A 17000-nucleotide genomic window follows, 5' to 3' on the forward strand; every position below is an offset into this window, starting at 1 on the left:
ACATCCCTTTACCCTGTTTACCTATTCGTCACTTGGAGAGCCCAGCTTTGGATCAAACTACCCCTCAATCCCAATCCGCAATTGTCATCATTGGCAGTGGATTGGCTGGCTACACTGTCATTCGGGAAATTCGTAAACTGGATAAAGCAGTTCCGATAACGCTAGTAACGCGTGAGCCTGGATATTTTTATTCAAAGCCTATGCTTTCCACCGCTCTTGCGAGCAAGAAAGAAGCAGCGCAATTAATCTCCACGCCAGCAGATGGCATGGCAACGCAACTAGAGATGACTGTCTTGGGTGAGTGTGACGTAAGCTCAATCAATCCTAGCTCACAAACTATCCATACCAGCAAAGGTGAAGTGCCTTATGGAAAACTGGTAATGGCTTTGGGTGCCGATCAAATTCGCCTCCCACTTCAAGGGAGCGCCGCGAACGAAGTCATCACAGTAAATGATCTGGAGGACTATGCACGCTTTCGCAATGCAATCAATGGAAAAAAGAAAGTTGCTATTCTGGGTGCGGGCCTGATTGGTTGTGAATTTGCCAACGATCTTGTGCTGGGCGGCTATGAAGTAGATGTGATTGACTTGGCTCCACAGGCCCTGGGTCGCCTCTTGCCTGAAGCTGCAGCTCTAGAGCTACAGGAGAAACTCAGTGCAGCTGGCGTGCGTTGGCACCTATCTACAACCGTGCAAGTAATTGATCGTCACGGAGGCTCTTTGCAGGTCACGCTAGCTAATGGCAACATAATCTCTTGTGACGTATTTTTATCGGCTGTTGGTCTGAAGCCCAGAATTGAATTAGCTAAAGCATGCGGCATTAGTACGGGGACCGGCATTCAGGTAAACCGCGAACTCGAAACCAATATTAAAAACATCTTTGCTATTGGAGATTGTGCAGAGGTGGACGGCTTAGTTCTGCCTTACGTGATGCCCATCATGCAAGCAGCAAGAGCATTAGCACCCACCTTAATCGGACAAACTACCGCACTTACCTATCCAGCGATGCCGGTAATGGTCAAAACCCCCGCTTTGGCTACCATAGTTTCTCCGCCAGCTAATGGTGCCGAAGGTAAATGGACCACATCACCTATTGAGGGTGGTATGGAGTCTCGCTTTGAATCCACTAACGGCAAGTTGTTGGGCTTTGTATTGATGGGTACCGCTACCGCACAACGTGGCGCACTCACCAAGGAGCTGCCAGCTATTTTGACTTAAATCCTCTGAAATTTATTTGATTGATCAAACAAAAAGGCCCGCGATGCGGGCCTTTTATTTATGCAGCTGGTAATAATTAAGAAACGATCACAAACCATGTAGTGTTGTGTGATTGAGCAACCATCAAGAACAACATTGGTACGGATAACAATGTGTTTAAACGGGATACTAACATCGCAACGCGAGCAGATTTTGCCTTAACGTCAGCTTCAACGGCAACGATGCCAAGAGCGCGCTTTTGATTTGGCCAAATAATGAACCAAACATTAAAGGCCATTACCAAAGCAATCCACATACCTAAACCAATTGCGCGGAATGGGGCTTGCAATGTAAATGCTTGGTGTAGGTAACCATTTAAAGCGGCAACAATCAAACCGGTTAGTACAGTAAACAAAGCTGCGTAACGGAACCAGAACAAGGCTGCTGGAGCAATCACTTTTCCAATTGCTGGCTTTTGCTCATCAGGAATCTTTGGCATTGAAGGAATTTGCACAAAGTTAAAGTACCAGAGCAAACCAATCCACATCACACCAAACATCACATGCAACCAACGGAAAATAAATGGGAGCTCGGCAGAACTAAAGTTGCCGCCTAAAGCCAAAATAATGAGGGCGAGGAGGACAAAACCCGCAAAAACGGTGCGTCCTAAAGAGGTCAAGATTGATGTCATTAGATTTTCCTAAATAAGATAAATTAAATTAAGCAAAATTTTGGCTAGCAAAATCCCAATTCACTACATTCCAAAAATTTTCTACATATTTTGGTCGCGCATTGCGTGTATCAATATAGTAAGCATGCTCCCAAACATCACATGTCATCAGCGGCTTAGCATCTGTGGTGATAGGAGTTGCAGCATTACTGGTAGAAGCAAGATCAAGGCTGCCATCTGCTTTTTTAACCAGCCATGCCCAACCTGAACCAAAAGTTCCTACAGCACACTTTGTAAACTCTTCTTTGAATTTATCAAACGAGCCCCACTTGGTATTGATAGCATCAGCCAATGGGCCGCTAGGAGCGCCACCACCATTTGGCTTCATGCTTGACCAATAAAAGGTATGGTTCCAAACTTGTGCGGCGTTATTAAATACACCACCTGTAGATTTCTTAATGATATCTTCAAGAGATGAATTTTCAAACTCAGTCCCTTTAATCAAATTATTTAAATTAGTGACATAAGCCTGGTGATGTTTACCATAGTGGTACTCCAAAGTTTCCTTGGAGATATATGGAGCCAAAGCATCGAGTGCATATGGCAACTGAGGTAAGGTATGTTCCATTTATATTCCTTTTAATTACATTGCGCCAAAGTTAGATTAATTTTGGATAACTATAGACTATTCTGGGGTTTTTGTTTGATCCAAGAAAAATGCCGGCAAAGCAGCCTGCCGGCATTAACTTCAACTCTGTTTATAAAGGTTTATTGAGCGGTCCAGCCGCCATCCATGTTCCAAGCCACTCCACGAACTTCAGAGGCGTCTGGCCCACAAAGGAAAACCGCCAAGGCTGCCAATTGCTCTGGACTCACAAACTCTCCAGAGGGCTGCTTTTCGGATACCAGGGCATTCTTGGCGGCCTCATTAGAAATGCCTTCGCGTTCTGCGCGAGCGTCTACCTGCTTCTGAACTAAAGGGGTTAATACCCAACCCGGGCAAATTGCATTGCAAGTAATGCCAGTGCGCGCATTTTCCAAAGCCGTCACTTTAGTTAATCCGACAATGCCATGCTTAGCAGCAACATAGGCAGCCTTCTGAGTAGAAGCTACTAAGCCATGTACTGAGGCGATATTAATAATGCGGCCCCAGTTGCGTTTTTTCATACCGGGTAAGGCATGGTGTGTTGTGTGAAATGCCGAACTTAAATTAATAGCAATGATGGCATCCCACTTATCTGTTGGAAACTCTTCAATGTTCGCGGTGTACTGAATACCCGCATTATTAATTAAGATATCAAGCGAACCAAAACGCTTCTCTGTTTGCTTGATCAGGTCTTCAATCTCAGCGGGCTTGCTCATATCAGCACCATGGTAATCAACCTCTACACCACAGGCTTTAATTTGAGCAATGGCTTCATCTTTCTCGCCAAAACCATTGACCATGATGTTGACGCCTTGTTTAGCCAGTGCAATAGCCATTCCTAAGCCAATACCGCTAGTGGAGCCAGTAACTAAAGCTGTTTTACCTTTTAATGTGGACATATCATTTACCGTATCAAGTTAATTAAAAGGGCTGCAAAACGCTTTATGGGCCCCAAAACTGGATGTTACAGGATGTGCTGAACCACCCCCGGAGGTGATGCACCAGGGTGGTCAGAACCTATAAATATTAGATTTTCTTAAGAGCCCGCAGGATCTTTTCACAGGTGATGGGCTGATCAAAGACGGATGCATTTAATGGTGCCAAGGCATCATTAATAGCGTTTTGAACTGCACCTGGCGCTCCGGCTGTACCAGCCTCACCTGCTCCTTTAGCACCCAATTTGGAAGATTGGGTAGGCGTCTCAACGTGAGCAACCTCAATATCCGGCATCTCATTAGCCATCGGCACTAAGTAATCCGCCATGCTGCCATTGCGCAACAAACCACTTTCATCATAGAGACACTCTTCGAACAGAACGCCACCAATACCCTGTACGATTGCGCCGCGCACTTGTTCATTGACCAACATTGGATTGATAACGCGACCACAGTCTTCTACCGCCCAATGTTTCAATAGCTTCACAAAGCCTGTGTCTGGGTCAACCTCAACGTAAGACGCTTGCACTCCATTAGTAAAGATGAATGGATATTCTTTTTGTGTGTAGTGACGCGTCACCATGAGATCAGCAGAAAATCCAGCCGGTAAAGTATCGGTGCGGAAATAACCCACTCTACCCACTTCACTAAAGGGCAATAATTGCTCACCAGTCGCTTTATCAAGGATATGTCCACGACGCGCAGTTAATTCAGCAACAGGTCGATTCAAAATAGCACCCGCAAGTTTAATGATGTTTTCTTGCAGTGCTTGAGAAGCCAAGAGAACTGCTTCACCGCCAACACCGGCTCCACGTGATGCCCAGGTACCACCCCCGTAAGGAGTGACATCGGTATCACCAGTAATAACACGTACTTGATCGATTGGAACGCCAACAGCATCAGCGGCAATCTGGGTATAGATACCTTCAGTGCCTTGACCTTGTTCCCCAACACCAATCAATACCGAAACCACACCGCTAGGATCCATACGAACAGTAGCGCCATCCTGCGACGCAATACGTGCGCCACCCACACCATAAAAAGCGGGACTTGGATTGGTTAACTCAATCAAAGTTGCAAATCCAATGCCGCGATAGATTCCTTTTTTGCGCAACTCAGCCTGCTCTTTACGCAGGGTGGAATAGTCCATCATTTTTTCAATGGTTCGCAAACATTGTTCATGCGAGAGAACTTCTAACTTAATTCCAGAAATTCCGGAGCAAGGATAAGCGTCATCCGGAATCACGTTACGCTTACGGAACTCAAGTGGATCCATTTGCAATTTTTCCGCAGCCAAATCTACTAAGCCTTCGGTCACAGCGCAAGCAATCGGATGGCCTACGCCACGATACTGACAAGTTGGTGTTTTATTCTGAAAAACAACATTGAGCTTAGCGCGATAGTTTTGATGCTTATAAGGACCACCGACCAAGTTCACGACTTGATTGCCTTCAATAGCACTAGTTCTAGGGAACATGGAGTATGGGCCAATTGCAGTCAGATCATCGATCTCAAAGGCTAAGATATCACCTGCCTTATTGGCGGCTATACGTCCTTTAATGCGATGCTCACGCGCATGAATATCACTAGTGAATGATTCAAGACGGTCTGCTACAAACTTCACGGGGCGCTCAAGCATCATGGCAAGCCCTACGGTAGCGAAGTCATCTGGATAGGCATGAACCTTAATTCCAAAAGACCCACCCACATCCTTGCAAATGACATGCACATCTGATTCTGAAAGACCAAACTGACGGCAATACAGATCTTGCATCATGTGTGGCGCTTGTTGCGAATGGTACACAGTGAGACGACGATCGCCTGGGTTGTAATCTGCAATCTGACAGCGCGGCTCAAGCGTTACACCGGTATGGCGCCCAAATCCAAAAGTAGCTTCTGCTACCACGTCAGCAGTTGCAAATACTTCATCCACATTACCAACATCGAGGCTACGGGTAAAACATAAATTATCACCAAGGTCGGGATGAATAACCGGAGTATCTGCATCAAGCGCAGTTTCCATGGAAACGACTGCCGGCAACTCTTCCCACTCAACATCGATATGCTGCAGAGCGTCTTCCGCCTGCGCTCTAGTTTCTGCAACCACCGCCACCACCGGCTCACCCTGCCAACAAGCGCGATCGATTGCTAAGGCGTGTTGAGGAGCAGACTTCATACCAGCTAGGTGACCTAAAGTGGCTACCCAAGGCTTACAAATTTTCGCCATTTGCACGCCATCTACAACCGCAAGAACACCGGGCATATTACTAGCATGCTCTATATGAATTTTGCCGATTTTCATGTGTGCTACTGGGGAGCGCCAGAACACCACATGCGCCATACGAGGCAATTGAATATCGTCAATGTAAGTGCCCTGACCTTCAAGCAGACGACGAGCTCCATGTCGTGGTTCGCTATGACCTATATATCGCTGATCATTTGTTACGGGATCCAGTACCATTCCCTTTAAATCACTTGGCTTATTCATAATGCGTTTTCCTCAATACCTTAAGCGTTAGCAAGGACAGGTTTAATTTTTTGGCCCTTGGCACGAGCATCTAATACATCGATGATTGCATCGACAATAGAGTGGTAGCCAGTGCAACGACAGTAATTACCTGAGATCCATTCGCGCACTTGTTCACGCGTTGCTTTTGGTTGCTTCTCAATCAACTCTGCTGCAGCTAACAACATGCCAGAGGAGCAGAAGCCGCACTGCATAGCGTTGTGGCGCATAAAAGATTCTTGTAGATCTGTCAAAACACCATTTTTGGTGAGACCTTCGACCGTTTCAACCACACTACCATCCGCCTGTACTGCCAGAAATAGGCATCCGCGAATGATTTGCCCATCCACCTTGACGGTACAAGCCCCGCACGCGCCCTGCTCACAACCCAAGTGAGGGCCTTTTAAATGCAAATCTTCGCGTAAAAAATCCACTAGGTGTCTGCGCGGTTCAATCTCTGCGTTGACGAGTCGACCATTCACGGTCATTGAAATTTTTTTCTTCAAACTCATTTTGATCTCCGAATTCTTTTGCCAATACTTACTATTTGAGTATTAAGCAATCATGTGCTTGAGTCCACGCTCGAGCAATACACCAATTAAATGTTGTTTCGCTTCTGCGCTATTAGTTATGTCTGCAATTGCTTCGATTTCATCACGCGCTTCTGCTACAGCCCTAGCAATCAACTCATCGTTGAGTTTTTGGCCATTGATTAAATCCTGCGCTTTAGTTGCCATTACTGGCGTAGCGCCAACAGAGAAGAATGTAAAGGCACAGCGAGTCAAAACATCACCTTGCTTCTGTGCAACTGCAGCTAAACCAGCAACCGCATAGTCGCCATGACGTCTAGCCAGCTCATGAAAATAGAAAACTTCTTGCTTGCTTGCCAATGGAATCTCAGTCGCCACGAGAATTTCATCGGGCTCTAATGAGGTCGTATACAGGTCAATGAAAAAATCGTTTGCAGAAATTCGGCGCTCGCCTGCTGGTCCATGAATAATCATCGTCGTCCGTAAAGTTAAGCTGCAAGCGGGCCATTCAGCCGCTGGGTCACCATATGCCAGTGAGCCTCCCCAGGTTCCTAGATTACGAATGGCGCGATGGGCAATATGTGGGGCTGCTGCTTTTAAAAGTGGGGCATGTTTTGCGACTAATTCTGAATCTTCAATTTCAGTATGGGTCACTAACGCGCCAATACGCAAACTATCACCAACAACTGAAATACCTTTGAGCTCAGCGATATCAGTGATATCGATTAACACTGCGGGCTCAGACAAACGCATATTCAAAGTGGCTAATAAAGTTTGCCCACCCGCAATTAATTGAGCATCATCACCGCCCTGCTCAAGCAAAGACAAGGCCTCTTGTAAGGCCTTGGGCTTTACATAATCGAATGCTGCAGATTTCATTAAGTCTCCTCCACCACCAATGTATTAAGCTTTTCTAGCTTTTTATTTTTTGCGCTACTTTTTTATTACCGCTTTTTTATTTACCACCAGCGTCTGACTCCAACGCCACCGTCTCCCCGCCTAATTCTTTTGCAAATTTCTGAAAAAAATCATCTGCAATCTTTTTTGCCGATGCGCTAATTAAGCGACCGCCAATTTGACCTAACTTGCCACCAATCGAGGCTTCCGTCGTATAAGAGACCAAAGTACCTCCTTCGGCTTGCTTTAGCTCCACTCGTGACTTACCTTTGGCAAACCCTGCCGCCCCACCAGACCCTTCAAAGGCCATAGAGCAAGATTGGTCCGGGATGATGTCACTTAGGAGCAATTTCCCTGCAAAACGGGCTCTAACGGGCCCAATTTTGAACATCACCTTGGCATGAATCTCTTCTGGGGAGATGCGACTGATCTCCTCGCAGCCAGGAATGGACTTGGCCAACACGTCAATATCGTTCAAACCCTTCCATACTTCAGGGATTGGAGCGGATATGAGTTGCTCGCCATTTAATTCCATTTGATCTCCTTGGGGTTTGTACGAATAGAGTCTTATCTACCAATTGTTCAACAATGTACCATTATTTAACTTTTGGTCAATAAGTCCAAATTCGGATAAACCCTGAGAATCCATGCGTTTTACTGAAGATAGCGTTTCCAGCCCAAATACTACTGAAAGTTCAGAAGGCCCTTTGGCGCCCATCCGAAAAAGAATGGGTACAGCCGAGCGTAAACGCCAAATATTGGATAGCGCTATTCAGTTCTTTGCTAGAAATGGTATCGATGGTCAATTAAGAAATTTATCTAAAGAACTAGGCATCACCCATACCCTGCTTTATCACTACTTCCCCACTAAGGATGCGCTGATTCAAGAAGTTTATAAAGAGGTCTTTGAATCTCGCTGGAAGCCAGAGTGGGAAGAGCTGCTGGATGATGACTCCCTCACTCCCGAAGAAAAATTCAATACATTCTATTTGGACTACTCCAACACAGTCTTAACTTATAACTTTGTGCGCATTTTGATTTTTTCTGGCTTAAGTGATCACTCTATTAGCGATCGCTTCTTCGAGCTTTTGCGCACGCGCTTATTACCAAGACTCATTCGCGAAACTCGCAAGTATTGCGGCAGGTCTGATACATCAAAGCCTACCCAGCGTGAGCTTGAATTCCTCATGGGATTGCATGGTGGCGTCTTCTACATTGGCATGAGGCGCTGGATCTATGGACAAGCCATATATGCCGCCGAAAGCCCCAACACAGAACAAGAAATTATTCGCGACCGAGTGCAGTCTTATCTCCATTCCGCTAAATCACTGTTTGCTTAATTCAAAAGGTATCCATGTCTAACTTAAGCCTGAATCACTTCTCCATCCGCAGTCTAGAGATTGAAAAAACGACTGAATTTTTTAGCAAGCTCCTTGGCTTAACTGTTGGTCCAAGACCTGAGTTCCCTTTCCCAGGTGTTTGGCTATACAACGGTGATGAGAGTAGTTGGGCTAATGCGGTCCTGCATCTCATTGCTATCGACAAAAATGATCCGAACGGACTGAAAAAATATTTAGGTGAACGCGACCCCAGCACACTCCATGGGTCTGGTGCAGTAGATCACATTGCTTTTTTTGCAACCGGACTAGAAGAAAAAATTGCTCTCCTAAAGAAACTCAATGTTTCTTATCGCGAGCGCACTGTACCCGTCCTGAAGCTCCACCAAATATTTTTGGACGATCCTAATGGTGTGGTTATTGAACTCAACTACCCGGCTGAAGAAAAGGCTGCTCTGGATACGAAAGCAGCATAGGGGCTATTGATGGCAAAAATTCTAGTTGTAGGCGGCTCTCTTGGCGGTTTGTTTGTGGCAAATATTTTGCTGCGCCAAGGGCATGACGTTACTTTGCTAGAAAAGACTATTGGATCCTTAGACGGTCGTGGCGCTGGCATTGTGACCCATGATGCTTTGGCTGAAGCGCTACGCGCTGCTGGAGTGACTGTTGACGAAACACTCGGCGTACCTGTGACTAAGCGCGTCACTTTGGGTGCTGACGGTCAAAGCTTGGGCGAAATGGAATTACCTCAAGTATTAACCTCTTGGAGTCGCCTGTATCACATGCTCAAAGAAAGCTTTCCAAGCGAGCGCTATCTTCAAGGTAAGACAGTAAAGTCGGCCACCCAAGATATGCACGCTGTACAGGTGCTTTGTGAAGACGGCAGCCAATATGATGCTGAATTGCTCATTGCATCCGATGGCATACGCTCTGCAGTGCGAGCGCAAGTCGCACCACAGATTCAACCTGAATATGCCGGCTATATAGCTTGGCGTGGCGTATGTGACGAAGCCTGCCTATCAAGGAACACCTTAGACACTCTATTTAATCGCTTTGGCTTTTGTTTGCCTAATGGCGAGCAAATGCTGGGTTACCCAGTTGCTGGCTCTGGCAATGACACGCGCCCTGGAAAGCGTCGCTATAACTTTGTTTGGTATCGCCCAGCTTCAGAGCATGAAGACTTAATAAGCCTTCTGACAGACGATGATGGTCATTATTACCCCACTGGTATCCCGCCCCTCAAGGTGTCTTGGAAGCATATTGCCCACATGCGTAAAGTCGCACAGGAGATCTTGGCGCCACAGTACTCAGAAATATTAGAAAAAACAACTGCACCATTTTTACAAGCCATTTATGACGTGCGCTCCGAACAAATTGTCTTTGGCAGAATCGCACTCATGGGTGATGCTGCTTTTGTTGGTAGACCGCACGTAGGAATGGGTGTCACTAAGGCTGGTGATGAAGCTATTGTGATAGCCAAGCATGTTGCCGCCCATGGCGCTACTCCAGCAGCACTCAATGCATATAGCGAAGAGCGCTTAAAGCTAGGTCAACAAGTAGTGGCTAGAGCCCAGTATTTGGGTCGCTATATGCAAGCCCAAGGAAGCAAGGGTAATAGGGATAACGAGAAGTTGAAAAGAAATGCCGATACTGTGATGGCGGAAACTGCGATTGATATCAGCGATCTATTAGCTCAAGGGAAAGCAGTGCCTGAATCTGCGCACTAAATGGCGCATTCAGTTAAGATTTAAAAAATAAAAAATATTCTTATTTAACAAAGTTTTATATGGAGGAGACAACCATGAAACAAAAAGTAACGAATCAAACGAGACGCAAGATGTTGATTGGTGGAGCCGCAGCAGCAAGCACCCCACTTTGGTTAAACGTAGCAAATGCTCAGGCTGACACTATCAAGATCGGCTTTCCGACGCCGTTGACAGGGCCCTTCTCAGCAGAAGCTCAAGATCAGGTGAAAGCTGCTGAATTAGCCATTAAAGAATTTAACGATGCAGGCGGCTTTAATGGACGCAAAGCAGAACTCTTAGTGCGTGACGACAAACTCAATCCTGGCGAAGCAGCAACACGTACATTGGAGTTAATTGAAAAAGACAAGGTGAACTTTGTAGTTGGCTCACTTTCTGCAGCAACCCAACTCTCGATCAATGCCGTTTGTAAGGAGCGTAAGGTTCTCTTTAATTCCATCAGCCAATCCGATGCGATTAACGAAGCGAAAGACTGGAGCGTCTATACATTCCACGAGGCCCTGAACCCAACGATGACTGCTGGCGCTGTAGCGCGTTACTCCATCCCACGTTTTGGTAAAAAAATTGTGTTCTTAACGGCTGACTATGCATACGGCCATGAAATGGTGCGTGCGTTTGAGCGTGCTGGCAAAGAAATGGGTGCCACTACCCTGGCTGACATCCGTCACCCATTAGGCGCATCCGATTACTCCGCCTTCTTGCCACGTATCAAAGCTTTGAATCCAGATATTTTGGTGCTCTGTAACTTTGGTCGCGACTTGGTCAATGCAGCAAAACAATGTACTGACTTTGGCCTTAAATCCAGCATGAAGATTGTTACGCCAGTACTCCTCTATACCTCACGCCTTGCAGGTGGGCCAGAAGCCTTTGAAGGCATTATTGGTGGCACATCTTATTACTGGGGTCTAGAAGATCGCATCCCAACTGCAAAAACATTTAACGATGCTTTCCGCAAAATGTATAACGGCTCAGTACCGTCTGACTATGGTGCATTAGGTTATGCAGGCGTTAAGAGTGTATTGGCTTCTATTAAGATCGCCAAGTCTACAGAAACTTTGAAAGTAGTTTCCGCAATGGAAAACCTCAAGTATGACTGGTACAAAGGTCCTGAGTACTATCGTAAGTGCGACCATCAGGCCGTGCAAACCGTCATCATCGTAGAGTCCAAATCTAAGAATATGAAAGATAAGTATGACGTCTTTAATATTCTGACAATCGAACCTACTACCGAGAAAAATATGCGTTCATGCGCGGAGCTAGGTCACAAAGCCTAATCTTAAAATTTCAAGGTGGATGACCCATTCACCTTGATCCACTCCCCCGCACCATTTGGTAAAGGGGAGTTTTTTCTGAGTACATTTATGACCGGTCTTTCATTTGAACTTCTTTGCATGCAACTGCTTACAGGCATCGCCTTAGGGAGTATTTATGCACTTTTAGCCCTTGGCCTTTGCCTCATTTTTGGCATGCTGAACGTGGTGAACTTTGCACATGGCGCCTTCTTTATGGTGGGCGCATTTTTAGGCGCGTACTTCTTAGGCATCACTGGAAGCTTTTGGTTCAGCCTAGTACTAACGCCATTGCTTACAGGCGGCATAGGGCTTGTCACTGAGCGTTTTTTGGTCAGACCACTCTATGGACGCGGGCTAGATTACCCTTTACTACTCACCTTCGGACTGTCATACGTCCTGATTGAAGTAATGCGCGTTACCTTTGGAATCGAAGGCTTACCCTCAATCACCCCGGAAGGTCTTGGTGGAACAGTGAATGTAGGCATTGGTTACTTCCCTAAATACCGCCTCTTCCTTATTGCAGCAACTGCGGTCGTTATTTTAGGCGTTTGGTTCTTCATTCAAAAGACACGTTACGGCCTCATCATTAAAGCCGGTGCTGCCGACCAAGAAATTGTGAAGGTCTTGGGTGTCGATATCGCCAAGGTGTGGCTTTTGGTTTTTGGATTGGGTTGCGCAATCGCCGGCCTTTCCGGAATTCTTGCCTCACCAACACGCTCTGTCAATCCAGAGATGGGCATTCCCATTCTGGCGGAATCATTTGTAGTGACTGTTGTTGGCGGCATGGGCTCACCAGTTGGCGCAGTGGTAGCCGGCTTGTTAGTGGGCGTGGTCTACAGCATGACTTCCCTCTTCTTCCCCGACTTAGCAGAGCTTTCCATTTTTGTACTGATGGCCGTAGTGCTGTTAATTCGCCCACAGGGTTTATTTGGTAAAGCAGGAGCGATGGGCTAAGGCTCCGAATATTTATGAATTCATTTTTCCAACTTATTGCACGTCATCGCGTACTAGCTAGCACGCTGTTCTTAGCAATCTTCCCATTCATCATGCCGTATGAAGCTCTGGCGATCAATATTTTGATCTTTGGTTTATTCGCCATGGGCTTTAACTTACTGTTTGGTTACATGGGACTACTATCCTTTGGTCATGCAGCCTTCCTAGGCATTGGTAGCTACATCACCGGCATAGCCATTGTTCACTATGGCCTACCTTGGGGCGCTGCCATTCTGGTGGGCGTTATTGGCGCCGCTATTGGCGGCCTCATCATGGGCTTCCTTGCAATTCGTACTCGTGGCATCTACTTCTCCATGGTGACCTTAGCGCTTGGCCAAATTGTGTACTACATCTTCTATAAGGCAGAGAGCCTTACTGGTGGTGAGAATGGTTTACGAGGTGTCCGCGTAGATGAATTCAACATCTTAGGCATCCCAGTTGACTTCTTAAATCCATTAGTGAAGTACTACATCATTCTTTTCTTTGTGGTGATTGCCATTTGGCTTATTTCCCGCATCCTAAGCTCACCTTTAGGTGCCGTAATGGAGGCGATTCGCGAGAATGAGAAGCGCGCAGCAGCTTGTGGATTTGACGTAGCCCGTACCAAACTATTGGTTTTTGTATTGTCAGCGGCAATTTGTGGCTTAGCGGGCTCATTGCGCGCGCTGCACCTCTCCATCGTGCCGATTGATTCTCTGCACTACCTACAGTCTGGTCAGGCGGTCATGATGAGCATTCTTGGTGGAATGGGCACCTTCTTTGGCCCATTCATCGGCGCAGCAGTCATGCTCTACTTGGAAGACGTCGTCACCACCTTCACTAAGCATTGGATGGCTGTCGTTGGTTTAGTGTTCATGTTCTTTGTGCTGTTCTTCCCTAAAGGTATCTGGGGAACCATTCTGAGCAAGCTACAAATTAATCAGGATTCGAAATAATGAATAGCGCAACTACAACCCCTATTCTTGAAGCGCGTCATGTCAGCAAGAGCTTTGGTAAGTTCAAGGCATTACAGGACGTATCCACTAGCTTTATGCCTGGAACACTTACGGCAATTATTGGCCCGAATGGTGCAGGTAAAAGCACCTTCTTTAATGTCTTGAGTGGCGCGTTTCCACCATCGAGCGGTCAAATTCTATTTAATGGCAAAGATATCACCGGCATGCAGCAGCATGAATTTGCTCGCATCGGAATTTCTAAAAGCTTTCAGATCACCAATGTGTTTAAGCAACTCAGCGTTCATGAGAATGTCCGGGTGGCTGCACAGATGGAAACAGCACGTTACAACTTCCTCCGGAATGCGCAAAGCTATCCAAAGCCAATTGAGATTGCCGATGAATTGCTGCATCGAGTCAATCTGGAGCACTTACGGAATAAGAAAACAGGTGACTTAGCGCATGGTCAGCAGCGCGCTCTTGAAATTGCGATGGCATTGGCCTGCAACCCGAGCCTACTTTTGCTAGATGAGCCCACTGCTGGCATGTCTCCAGAAGAAACATTAGTGATGATGGAATTGATTCGCACACTCGCTAGCGAGCGGACAGTGATTTTGGTTGAGCACAAGATGAAACTCATCATGGGTCTTTGCAAGCGCATCATCGTGCTGCACCATGGTGAGTTTTTGGCAGAAGGCACCCCAGAAGAAATCCAAAATAATTCAGAGGTACGTCGTGTGTACCTAGGTCAAGGTTAAACAGAAAGCAAACTATGTTGCGTGTTGAAAACTTAAACGCTTGGTATGACCGTAGTCACGTATTGCAAGGCGTCTCACTGGAAGTAAATAAAGGAGAGATCGTTACTTTGATGGGTCGTAATGGCGCTGGCAAAACCACCACCCTACGCTCTCTAATGGGCCTGCTATCTAAACGCCAAGGTAAAGCATCCATTGATGGCACTTCATTTTTAGATTTACCCGCTCATGAGCGCTTTCATCTAGGCCTGGCATATGTTCCAGAGGATCGTCGCATTGTTCCTGGGCTGACCGTCAAAGAAAACTTAGAGCTTGGGGTGATCGCCAAGAAGAATTCAGGCGACATGAGTGCATTAGTTGATGAGATTGCCGAAACCTTCCCCAGACTGAAAGAGCGTTTACATCAAGACGGCACATCGATGTCCGGAGGTGAGCAACAAATGCTTGCCATTGCCAGAGCAATGATTGGCAAACCTAAAGTCATTCTGCTTGATGAGCCTTCAGAAGGCATCATGCCAGTCTTGGTTGAAGAGATGTTTGAGCTTTTTGCCAAACTAAAGCAAGAAGGTCTAACCATTCTCCTGGTTGAGCAAAACGTTCAACAAGCTCTGAAAATTTCTGACCGGGCCTATATTCTCGATCAGGGTGAGATTGTTTTTCATGACACTGCACAGAACCTCTTGAACAATGATGAGGTTCAGCAGAAGTATTGCGCCGTTTAGATGAGATGTAGCCAGTGACCCAACTGGTGCCAAAAACTATCTGGCACCAAAGTCAGCAACCAGGTTAGGGTCAGATAGCGCAGCAACTTGCCAATGAACATATAAATTATGCAAGGTTGCCAAGCAAGTTTCAACCATCCAGCGGCAAGGCATAGGGGATCACCAAGCCCAGGCAGCCATGAAAGTAACAGAATTTTTGGACCCCAAGCTTCTAGCCAATCTTTGAGGCGTTCATTTTTTGGCTCACCAACAGACTTCATACTTCTACGGGCAATGAGACCAAGCCACCAGTCGAACATGCCCCCCAAGGTATTTCCAACAGTGGCCACAAAAATTGCAACCCAATATAAATCTGGATTCAAGGCGGTGTAACCAAACAGAATTGGCTCCGAACCAACCGGTAATAAAGTTGCTGAAACAAAAGCGCTGATAAACACCGCAGGTAAGCCAACTGAAGGCATTCCAAACCAGCTAAAAAAATGTGAAAGTGCGTGCTCCATAAAACGCATACCCCTTATGTAATGCCTTCTAGGGATTCATTAACCCCAATCAGTCTATTTTGCCTTGTTTTGGCCAATCTCCAGGAATTTCAAATCTTGCTTAAACTAATGCTTGAAACGGTAAATACACCATAAAACCTATAAATTGAGACTTTCATGAATCACCCTATTCCCAAGCCAGACCAATATCAAGAAATCCGTGAAGCATTGCGTGATCTCTGCGGCTCTTTTGATTCCGCCTATTGGCAAAAGATTGATCACGAACGAGGTTATCCAGAGGCTTTTGTGGATGCGATGACTAAGGCCGGCTGGCTGGCTGCCTTAATTCCAGAAGAATATGCTGGCTCTGGTTTAGGCTTAGCGGAAGCCTCCGTAATCATGGAAGAGATTAATTTTTCTGGGGGTAACTCAGGTTCATGTCACGGACAGATGTACAACATGGGCACCCTACTTCGCCATGGCTCAGATGCTCAGAAAAAAATGTATCTTCCCAAAATTGCTTCGGGTGAATTACGTCTTCAAAGCATGGCAGTCACAGAGCCCACCACAGGAACAGATACCACCAAACTAAAAACAACTGCCGTTAAAAAAGGTGACAAGTACGTAGTGAATGGTCAAAAGGTATGGATCTCCAGAATTCAGCACTCTGACTTAATGATTTTGCTGGCGCGCACTACTCCACTTAGTGAAGTACAACGCAAGTCAGAAGGCATGTCGATCTTTATCGTTAATCTCGCTGACGCCATTGGCAAAGGCATGGAAGTGCGACCCATCGCTAATATGGTGAACCACGAAACTAACGAAGTGTTCTTCGATAACCTAGAAATCCCTGCAGAGAATCTCATTGGCACCGAAGGTCAAGGATTTAAATATATTTTGGATGGCTTGAATGCCGAGCGAGTCTTGATCGCTGCTGAATGTATTGGTGACGCCTACTGGTTTATTGATCGCGCCCGCCGCTATGCTAATGACCGAGTCGTTTTTGATCGCCCAATTGGTAAAAACCAAGGGATTCAATTTCCGATTGCGGATAGCTATATTGAAACCGAAGCCGCAAATCTCATGCGCTTTAAAGCATGCGAGTTATTTGACAATCACCAACCCTGTGGTCCAGAGGCTAATATGGCCAAATACCTAGCGGCCAAAGCATCTTGGGAAGCAGCAAACGTCTGCTTACAAACCCATGGTGGCTTCGGCTTTGCCAATGAATACGATGTTGAGCGTAAATTTAGAGAAACTCGCCTTTATCAAGTGGCACCTATTTCAACGAATTTAATTTATTCCTATATTGCCGAACATGTTCTTGGTCTTCCAAGATCTTTCTAA

General features: G+C 46.2%; 18 protein-coding genes. 10 read left to right on the forward strand and 8 right to left on the reverse strand.

Annotated features, from left to right (window positions below; genetic code table 11):
* Positions 1 to 47 precede the first annotated feature (47 nt).
* Positions 48 to 1217, forward strand: coding sequence for an FAD-dependent oxidoreductase (locus AOC28_RS05475; protein ID WP_072582963.1), 1170 nt, complete (start codon positions 48 to 50; stop codon positions 1215 to 1217).
* A gap of 76 nt (positions 1218 to 1293) precedes the next feature.
* Here AOC28_RS05475 and AOC28_RS05480 read toward each other — a convergent pair whose 3' ends face one another.
* From AOC28_RS05480 to AOC28_RS05510, 7 genes are all read right to left on the reverse strand, one after another.
* Positions 1294 to 1887, reverse strand: coding sequence for a urate hydroxylase PuuD (locus AOC28_RS05480; RefSeq protein WP_072582964.1), 594 nt, complete (start codon positions 1885 to 1887; stop codon positions 1294 to 1296).
* A 28-nt stretch (positions 1888 to 1915) separates the two neighbouring features.
* Positions 1916 to 2494 (reverse strand): Fe-Mn family superoxide dismutase, encoded by a 579-nt coding sequence (locus AOC28_RS05485; RefSeq protein ID WP_072582965.1) that lies wholly within the window; start codon positions 2492 to 2494, stop codon positions 1916 to 1918.
* A 140-nt stretch (positions 2495 to 2634) separates the two neighbouring features.
* The gene (locus AOC28_RS05490; protein WP_072582966.1) at positions 2635 to 3411 is read right to left on the reverse strand and encodes a 3-hydroxybutyrate dehydrogenase; all 777 of its coding nucleotides are present in this window, start codon (positions 3409 to 3411) and stop codon (positions 2635 to 2637) included.
* A 127-nt stretch (positions 3412 to 3538) separates the two neighbouring features.
* Positions 3539 to 5935 carry a xanthine dehydrogenase family protein molybdopterin-binding subunit gene (locus tag AOC28_RS05495; RefSeq protein ID WP_072582967.1) on the reverse strand — a complete coding sequence of 799 codons (2397 nt, stop codon included), beginning with the start codon at positions 5933 to 5935 and terminating at the stop codon, positions 3539 to 3541.
* A 20-nt stretch (positions 5936 to 5955) separates the two neighbouring features.
* Positions 5956 to 6465, reverse strand: a complete 510-nt coding sequence (locus AOC28_RS05500; protein WP_072582968.1) for a (2Fe-2S)-binding protein — start codon at positions 6463 to 6465, stop codon at positions 5956 to 5958.
* 42 nt (positions 6466 to 6507) lie between these two features.
* A complete protein-coding gene (locus AOC28_RS05505) occupies positions 6508 to 7362 on the reverse strand; it encodes a xanthine dehydrogenase family protein subunit M (RefSeq protein WP_072582969.1) in 855 nt (284 codons plus the stop codon).
* 76 nt (positions 7363 to 7438) lie between these two features.
* A complete protein-coding gene (locus tag AOC28_RS05510) occupies positions 7439 to 7915 on the reverse strand; it encodes a carbon monoxide dehydrogenase subunit G (protein ID WP_072582970.1) in 477 nt (158 codons plus the stop codon).
* A 112-nt stretch (positions 7916 to 8027) separates the two neighbouring features.
* Here AOC28_RS05510 and AOC28_RS05515 point away from each other — a divergent pair, with 112 nt between their 5' ends.
* The 8 genes from AOC28_RS05515 to AOC28_RS05550 all read left to right on the forward strand — a co-directional run bounded on the left by AOC28_RS05515 (position 8028) and on the right by AOC28_RS05550 (position 15174).
* Complete coding sequence (locus tag AOC28_RS05515) at positions 8028 to 8720, forward strand: TetR/AcrR family transcriptional regulator (protein ID WP_072582971.1); 693 nt, start codon at positions 8028 to 8030, stop codon at positions 8718 to 8720.
* Between the two features lie 14 nt (positions 8721 to 8734).
* On the forward strand, positions 8735 to 9193 hold the full coding sequence (locus AOC28_RS05520) for a glyoxalase (protein ID WP_072582972.1): 459 nt from the start codon (positions 8735 to 8737) through the stop codon (positions 9191 to 9193).
* A 9-nt stretch (positions 9194 to 9202) separates the two neighbouring features.
* Complete coding sequence (locus tag AOC28_RS05525; RefSeq protein WP_072582973.1) at positions 9203 to 10444, forward strand: FAD binding domain-containing protein; 1242 nt, start codon at positions 9203 to 9205, stop codon at positions 10442 to 10444.
* A 74-nt stretch (positions 10445 to 10518) separates the two neighbouring features.
* On the forward strand, positions 10519 to 11754 hold the full coding sequence (locus AOC28_RS05530; RefSeq protein ID WP_072582974.1) for an ABC transporter substrate-binding protein: 1236 nt from the start codon (positions 10519 to 10521) through the stop codon (positions 11752 to 11754).
* A 117-nt stretch (positions 11755 to 11871) separates the two neighbouring features.
* The gene (locus AOC28_RS05535; RefSeq protein ID WP_237767747.1) at positions 11872 to 12726 is read left to right on the forward strand and encodes a branched-chain amino acid ABC transporter permease; all 855 of its coding nucleotides are present in this window, start codon (positions 11872 to 11874) and stop codon (positions 12724 to 12726) included.
* A 14-nt stretch (positions 12727 to 12740) separates the two neighbouring features.
* Complete coding sequence (locus AOC28_RS05540; RefSeq protein ID WP_072582976.1) at positions 12741 to 13700, forward strand: branched-chain amino acid ABC transporter permease; 960 nt, start codon at positions 12741 to 12743, stop codon at positions 13698 to 13700.
* Positions 13700 to 14455, forward strand: a complete 756-nt coding sequence (locus tag AOC28_RS05545; protein WP_072582977.1) for an ABC transporter ATP-binding protein — start codon at positions 13700 to 13702, stop codon at positions 14453 to 14455. The genes AOC28_RS05540 and AOC28_RS05545 overlap by 1 nt, the downstream gene beginning before the upstream one ends.
* Before the next feature lie 14 nt (positions 14456 to 14469).
* The gene (locus AOC28_RS05550; RefSeq protein ID WP_072582978.1) at positions 14470 to 15174 is read left to right on the forward strand and encodes an ABC transporter ATP-binding protein; all 705 of its coding nucleotides are present in this window, start codon (positions 14470 to 14472) and stop codon (positions 15172 to 15174) included.
* Here AOC28_RS05550 and AOC28_RS05555 read toward each other — a convergent pair.
* Positions 15171 to 15674 (reverse strand): YqaA family protein, encoded by a 504-nt coding sequence (locus AOC28_RS05555; protein ID WP_072583181.1) that lies wholly within the window; start codon positions 15672 to 15674, stop codon positions 15171 to 15173. The genes AOC28_RS05550 and AOC28_RS05555 overlap by 4 nt on opposite strands.
* A 156-nt stretch (positions 15675 to 15830) precedes the next feature.
* On the opposite strand from AOC28_RS05555, the gene AOC28_RS05560 reads away from it, so the two are divergent.
* Positions 15831 to 17000, forward strand: a complete 1170-nt coding sequence (locus tag AOC28_RS05560; RefSeq protein WP_072582979.1) for an acyl-CoA dehydrogenase family protein — start codon at positions 15831 to 15833, stop codon at positions 16998 to 17000.

Source organism: Polynucleobacter sp. MWH-Adler-W8 (assembly GCF_001889925.1).
In the GTDB taxonomy this organism is placed as follows: domain Bacteria; phylum Pseudomonadota; class Gammaproteobacteria; order Burkholderiales; family Burkholderiaceae; genus Polynucleobacter.

Bases quoted from the DNA above. Each gene is read 5' to 3' on its own strand.
- AOC28_RS05480 (WP_072582964.1), bottom strand. From the start codon at position 1,887: ATGACATCAATCTTGACCTCTTTAGGACGCACCGTTTTTGCGGGTTTT.
- AOC28_RS05485 (WP_072582965.1), bottom strand. From the start codon at position 2,494: ATGGAACATACCTTACCTCAGTTGCCATATGCACTCGATGCTTTGGCT.
- AOC28_RS05490 (WP_072582966.1), bottom strand. From the start codon at position 3,411: ATGTCCACATTAAAAGGTAAAACAGCTTTAGTTACTGGCTCCACTAGC.
- AOC28_RS05495 (WP_072582967.1), bottom strand. From the start codon at position 5,935: ATGAATAAGCCAAGTGATTTAAAGGGAATGGTACTGGATCCCGTAACA.
- AOC28_RS05500 (WP_072582968.1), bottom strand. From the start codon at position 6,465: ATGAGTTTGAAGAAAAAAATTTCAATGACCGTGAATGGTCGACTCGTC.
- AOC28_RS05505 (WP_072582969.1), bottom strand. From the start codon at position 7,362: ATGAAATCTGCAGCATTCGATTATGTAAAGCCCAAGGCCTTACAAGAG.
- AOC28_RS05510 (WP_072582970.1), bottom strand. From the start codon at position 7,915: ATGGAATTAAATGGCGAGCAACTCATATCCGCTCCAATCCCTGAAGTA.
- AOC28_RS05515 (WP_072582971.1), top strand. From the start codon at position 8,028: ATGCGTTTTACTGAAGATAGCGTTTCCAGCCCAAATACTACTGAAAGT.
- AOC28_RS05520 (WP_072582972.1), top strand. From the start codon at position 8,735: ATGTCTAACTTAAGCCTGAATCACTTCTCCATCCGCAGTCTAGAGATT.
- AOC28_RS05525 (WP_072582973.1), top strand. From the start codon at position 9,203: ATGGCAAAAATTCTAGTTGTAGGCGGCTCTCTTGGCGGTTTGTTTGTG.
- AOC28_RS05530 (WP_072582974.1), top strand. From the start codon at position 10,519: ATGAAACAAAAAGTAACGAATCAAACGAGACGCAAGATGTTGATTGGT.
- AOC28_RS05535 (WP_237767747.1), top strand. From the start codon at position 11,872: ATGCAACTGCTTACAGGCATCGCCTTAGGGAGTATTTATGCACTTTTA.
- AOC28_RS05540 (WP_072582976.1), top strand. From the start codon at position 12,741: ATGAATTCATTTTTCCAACTTATTGCACGTCATCGCGTACTAGCTAGC.
- AOC28_RS05545 (WP_072582977.1), top strand. From the start codon at position 13,700: ATGAATAGCGCAACTACAACCCCTATTCTTGAAGCGCGTCATGTCAGC.
- AOC28_RS05550 (WP_072582978.1), top strand. From the start codon at position 14,470: ATGTTGCGTGTTGAAAACTTAAACGCTTGGTATGACCGTAGTCACGTA.
- AOC28_RS05555 (WP_072583181.1), bottom strand. From the start codon at position 15,674: ATGGAGCACGCACTTTCACATTTTTTTAGCTGGTTTGGAATGCCTTCA.
- AOC28_RS05560 (WP_072582979.1), top strand. From the start codon at position 15,831: ATGAATCACCCTATTCCCAAGCCAGACCAATATCAAGAAATCCGTGAA.